4 protein-coding genes and 1 pseudogene are annotated in these 4,683 nt (G+C 75.0%); 1 reads left to right on the forward strand and 4 read right to left on the reverse strand.

Annotated features, from left to right (window positions below; translation table 11 throughout):
- From GTW67_RS09170 to GTW67_RS09180, 3 genes are all read right to left on the reverse strand, one after another.
- On the reverse strand, window positions 1-1,231 hold a 1,231-nt coding region (locus tag GTW67_RS09170; protein ID WP_161164309.1), incomplete at its 3' end, for an AAA family ATPase.
- Between the two features lie 90 nt (window positions 1,232-1,321).
- The gene (locus tag GTW67_RS09175) at window positions 1,322-2,749 is read right to left on the reverse strand and encodes a hypothetical protein (protein ID WP_161164310.1); all 1,428 of its coding nucleotides are present in this window, start codon (window positions 2,747-2,749) and stop codon (window positions 1,322-1,324) included.
- 116 nt (window positions 2,750-2,865) lie between these two features.
- Window positions 2,866-3,255 (reverse strand): VOC family protein, encoded by a 390-nt coding sequence (locus GTW67_RS09180; protein WP_161164311.1) that lies wholly within the window; start codon window positions 3,253-3,255, stop codon window positions 2,866-2,868.
- Between the two features lie 153 nt (window positions 3,256-3,408).
- Between GTW67_RS09180 and GTW67_RS09185 the strand changes: the two genes are divergently transcribed.
- The gene (locus tag GTW67_RS09185) at window positions 3,409-4,296 is read left to right on the forward strand and encodes a LysR family transcriptional regulator (protein WP_161164312.1); all 888 of its coding nucleotides are present in this window, start codon (window positions 3,409-3,411) and stop codon (window positions 4,294-4,296) included.
- A 25-nt stretch (window positions 4,297-4,321) separates the two neighbouring features.
- On the opposite strand, the pseudogene GTW67_RS09190 reads toward GTW67_RS09185, so the two are convergent.
- Window positions 4,322-4,683: pseudogene (locus GTW67_RS09190) on the reverse strand (YciI family protein); the annotation flags it as partial.

The following is a 4,683-nucleotide window of genomic DNA, read 5'->3' on the forward strand; positions in this document are numbered from 1 at the left end:
TCCGCGCGACCCGCTCCACGGACCGGTCCGCCCGCCGGGCGAGGCCGACCACCCCGGCCAGCCGGTCCACCGCGTCCGGCACCTCCCAGTCGTCGCGTCGCAGCGCCGCCAGCGCCGCCGCGGGGGCTACCAGCAGATCCGGGGCGCCGGTCTCCAGCGCCCGCACCAGCACCGCCCAGCCGGCCTCCCACCGCTCCCGCCGCGGCCGCGCCCCGACGGCGGCGACCACCGCCTCCAGCGTCGCCTGCCGCAGATCGCCCCGCTCCGGCAGCTCGGCACCGGCCGGGTCGGCGAGCAGCGACTCCGGGTCGGGCAGGTCCATCCGGTCCAGGTGCGCCAGGAGCTCCAGGCCCGGCCCGTCGCCCACCGCGCCCCGCACCAGCAGCGCCAGCACGTCCCGGGAGACGGAGGCGGCCGTGCCGAAGGCCAGCAGCGTCAGCGCGGCCTCCCAGCTGCGGGGCGAGGGCCAGGCACCGCCGCGCCGCGCGTCGCTGCTCGGCAGCCGGTGGATCAGCGTCGGCCGTGCCTTGAGGAAGCCGGGGACCGCCCGGCGGGCGTACTCCACCGCCTCGGGCAGCCGCCGTACGTCCAGCCGGGGCAGTTCGGCGCGCGGCCAGACCCCGCCCAGTCCGCGCACCACCACCTCCCGGTCGTGCGCCCAGTACAGGTGCACGAACCGGTTGGCCAGCGGCGGGCTCAGCTCCCACCCGTCCGCTGCGGAGGCCCGCGGATTGGCGGCGGCCACGATCCGTACCGCCGGCGGCAGTCGCAGCGCGCCGACCCTGCGTTCCAGGACGACGCGGAGCAGTGCCGCCTGGACAGCGGGGGTGGCGGTGGAGAGTTCGTCCAGGAAGAGCAGTCCGCGCCCGGCCCGCACCAGGTTCACGGCCCACTGCGGCGGCGCCATCGGCACGCCCTGCTCGGCGGGGTCGTCGCCCACGATGGGCAGCCCGGAGAAGTCGGACGGCTCGTGGACGCTGGCGATGACGGTGGTCAGCGGCAGGTCGAGGGAGTCGGCGAGCTGGGTCAGGGCCGCGGTCTTGCCGATGCCCGGCTCGCCCCAGAGCAGGACGGGCAGGTCGGCGGCGACGGCCAGGGTGAGCGCCTCCAGGTTTTCGTCGGGGCGCGGCTCGGTGGTCGTCGTCCGCAGCAGCGACAACAGGGCGTCGGCGACGGCGAGTTCGGAGTCGGCGATCGCGGCGGAGACGGGCAGGGAGGTACTGGAAGGCATGGGCGTCACCTGGGTGTGTGAGAGGGAGGGACGGAGAAGGAACGCCCCGAAGGTCGTGGATGAGGACACGCGGGAGTGGGGTGCGGCCGGTCAGAAGGTGAGGCCGGTGCGGGGCCGGGCCCGGCTGCCGCGCTTGCGGCGCATGGCGAGCGGCATGCGGCGGTCCAGCCGGGGGCGCCGCCCCGGATGGACCACGCCGGCGGCCGGATGCACGGCGACCAGCCCGGAACGGAAGAGCCCGTGGTCGATACGGCGGACCGCGGCCGTCTCCAGTACGTCCCGCAGCGGCCCGTCGCGCAGGACCGCTCCCGGGCCGAGCAGCGCCTCGACGACGGCCAGCGCCCCGGTGGCGTCACCGTGCGCGAGCCGTTCCCGGACCGCGGGCAGGGCCTCGGGGCTGCGGTGCACCGCGTCGATGGCCCGCAGGCAGGGCAGCGGCGGTCCGCCGAGCGCCACGAGCAGTTCCTCCCGCCGCACCTGTTCCGCGTCGTGGTCGACCGCCGTCAGCACCCCGTCCCGCAGGGCGATCCGGTGGATCTCGCCCCGGCACTCCACCCGGTGCGGATCGGCGGCCTCGCGCCCGAGGCCGGTCTCGGTGCCGGAACCCGTCGGCAGGGCCGGTGAGTCGGGCCCGGCCAGCGCCGAGGCGACGAGCGGATGCAGCTGTCCGGCCGTGACGAGCCCCGCCTCCAGCAGCTCCAGGTCGGGCAGGGTCCGGGCCGCCGCCTCCGGCAGCACCGGGAGGGCCGCGATCTCCTGCGGCGGCAGTGCTCCGTACAGGGGGCGGACGACCGGGGCGTGACTGTCGTCGGGGGCGACGAGCTGGAGCACGGCGCGGCTCCGCGGTCCGAGCCGTACGGCGAAGGCACCTCGCGGGCACCCTTCCGCCCGCAACAGATACTCCGCCTCGGGGGCCCAACGCCCCACCGCCCATGGCCCGTTGGGCAGGTCGTGAACGGGGGCTCCGGCAGGCGGTCGCGCACCGCACCGCCGGGCCAGTTCGCCACTCCGCCCGGCGTCCCACAGGTGCCGGTGGAGGTCGAGCCGGAAACGCCGGTCGGGACGCGGATGCGGATGGTGCCCGGCGCCGTCACCGCCGGACCCGTCCCACAGGGTCAGGGACATGCGCTGTCCGGCGTCCGCCCAGGCGGGCGGTGTGCGCACGACCAGTTGCGGCGTCGTGGTGCCGGCGGTGCGGTAGCGGGCGAGGGAGAGCGTGAGGCCGGGTCGCAGCCGCCCGTCGGGGGCGATCCGGGGCATGTGCCAGCGCAGCAGATCCGGCGCCAGCCGGCGCAGGTCCGCCCGGAGGCGGTGGGCGAGGTCGGTGCCGTGGCGGTCGCGCACGGCGCGCAGATCGAGGTCGACGTCGATCCGGGCGGCGGCACAGGCCCCCGCCCAGTCACCGACCGCACGCCGCGCGGTCGCGTTCTCGATCATGGACGGTGGCACGGCGTACACACGTACGCGTTGCCACATCAGCAGGTGGGCCGGAAGACCGTTCGCGAGGTGATGTGCCATCAGCACTCACCCGAGGCGAACGATTCCCCCAATCCGTACGAGGTGAAGTTCATCATCGCGGGCATGCTAACCACCCCGCCGATGATCTGTCACTCCGCTTTTCGCGGTGGAGCATCTCAAGGGTTCGGCGGGTACCAGCGCAGTTCCACGGAGTTGCCGTCGGGATCCTCCACGTAGAGCGAGACGGCCGTGCCCCGGGCACCGAAGCGCTTGCCGGGGCCGTCCAGCACGGTGAACTCGCCGGAGTCGACGACCTGTTGCCAGTCGAGGGGTTCGACCACCAGACAGATGTGGTCGACGTTCGAGCCCCGCGGCCCGTCGGCGGGCGCCCCGACGAGATCGATGATGGTGTCGGCGCTGACCCGTACGGACGGAAAGGGCGCCTTGCCGGCCCGCCACTCCTCCACCCGTACGGGCTCCAGGCCCAGCGGGCCGGTGTAGAAGGCGAGCGAACGCTCGACGTCGGCGACGTTCAGGACGAGGTGGTCGAAGGCGATCACGCGCATGGGTGGCTCCACAGGTGAAGGCGCCCGCGGCGCCGAGGGGGTCGGAAAGGGCCGGTGCCGCTGCCGTCCGGCCCGGGGTTCAGCATGGCCGAGCCGGATTCAGCGGTCCAACGCATGTTTGTCATGTGATCCATCGTGCTTCACGATCCACGCATGGATCTCCAGCAGATGCGCTACGTCCTCGCGGTCGCGGAGACCGCCAGCTTCACCCGTGCCGCCGAACGGTGCCACATCGTCCAGTCCGCGCTCAGTCATCAAGTGGCCCGGCTGGAGAAGGAACTGGGCGCCCGGCTGTTCGAGCGGACCAGCCGCCGGGTGCGGCTGACCACCGCCGGGGAGGCGTTCCTGCCGGCCGCCCGCCAAGCCCTGGAGGCGGCGGACCGGGCCCGCGCGGAGGTCGCGGCGGCCACCGGCGAGATACGCGGCAGACTCACCGTCGGGTCGATCCCCACGGTCGCCGCCGTCGACCTCCCGGCACTCCTCCACGACTACCGCCGGCGCCACCCCCAGGTGCGGATCAGCCTCCGCGCGGGCTCCAGCGAGCGCCTCGTCGAGCAGGTGCGCGACGGCACGCTCGACGCGGCCTTCCTCGGCGTACAGCCGGGCTTCCGGCTGGAGGGCGTCCACGACGCCCAGCTCGCCCACGACCGGCACGTCGCCGTGGTCGCACCGGACCATCCGCTGGCCGCGCGGGACGCGGTGGACCTTCGCCTCCTCGCCGGCGAGGCGTTCGTGGACTTCGCCGAGGGCAGCGCCGCCCGCGCCCAGTCGGACCAGGCGTTCGCGGCGGCCGGGCTGCGCCGCGAGGTCACCTTCGAGGTGTCCGGGGTCGAGCTGATGGTCCGGATGGTCCGCCACGGACTGGGCATCGCCCTGCTGCCCGCGGCGTTCACCACCGAACTGCACGGCCTGCGCTGCGTGAGCATCACCGACGGGCCGGTACGGGAGGAACGCCTCGTCTGGCGACGCGCCGCCCCGTCACCCGCGGCCGCCGCCTTCCTCTCCCTGCTCGACGTGCCCACCGCCCACCCGCCGGCGTAACGGCCCGCCCGGCCGGCCCCCGCTCCTACTGACGGCGACCGCCGAACTCCCAGTCGTGCACCTCGATGTCCGCGTACCGGTCCACGGTCAGGACGGCGCGTGCCGACTCCGGGTCGGGTGCGCGGACCAGCGCCGCCGTGCCCAGCCAGGTGGCCCCGTCGTCGGACAGCAGCGGCCCGTAGGCGATCAGCTCGTCCCGGCCGGGCGGCACCGCGAGGTCGGCGGCCTCCCCGGTGCCGAGGCCGAGCACCAGGTACCGGTCGCCGCCGGTCCGGCCGCCGGGGAAGTCCCACATGGTGCGGCCCAGCGTGTTGCGCCACCGCCGCAGCAGCACGTCCCGGTAGACGCCGGCCTGATAGTTCGGCTCGTCGAAGGCGAACGCGCGGG

The sequence above is a fragment of the Streptomyces sp. SID5910 genome, from assembly GCF_009862125.1.
GTDB lineage: Bacteria > Actinomycetota > Actinomycetes > Streptomycetales > Streptomycetaceae > Streptomyces.

Coding starts and splice junctions, on each gene's coding strand:
- GTW67_RS09175 (WP_161164310.1), bottom strand. CDS start 2,749: ATGGCACATCACCTCGCGAACGGTCTTCCGGCCCACCTGCTGATGTGG.
- GTW67_RS09180 (WP_161164311.1), bottom strand. CDS start 3,255: ATGCGCGTGATCGCCTTCGACCACCTCGTCCTGAACGTCGCCGACGTC.
- GTW67_RS09185 (WP_161164312.1), top strand. CDS start 3,409: ATGGATCTCCAGCAGATGCGCTACGTCCTCGCGGTCGCGGAGACCGCC.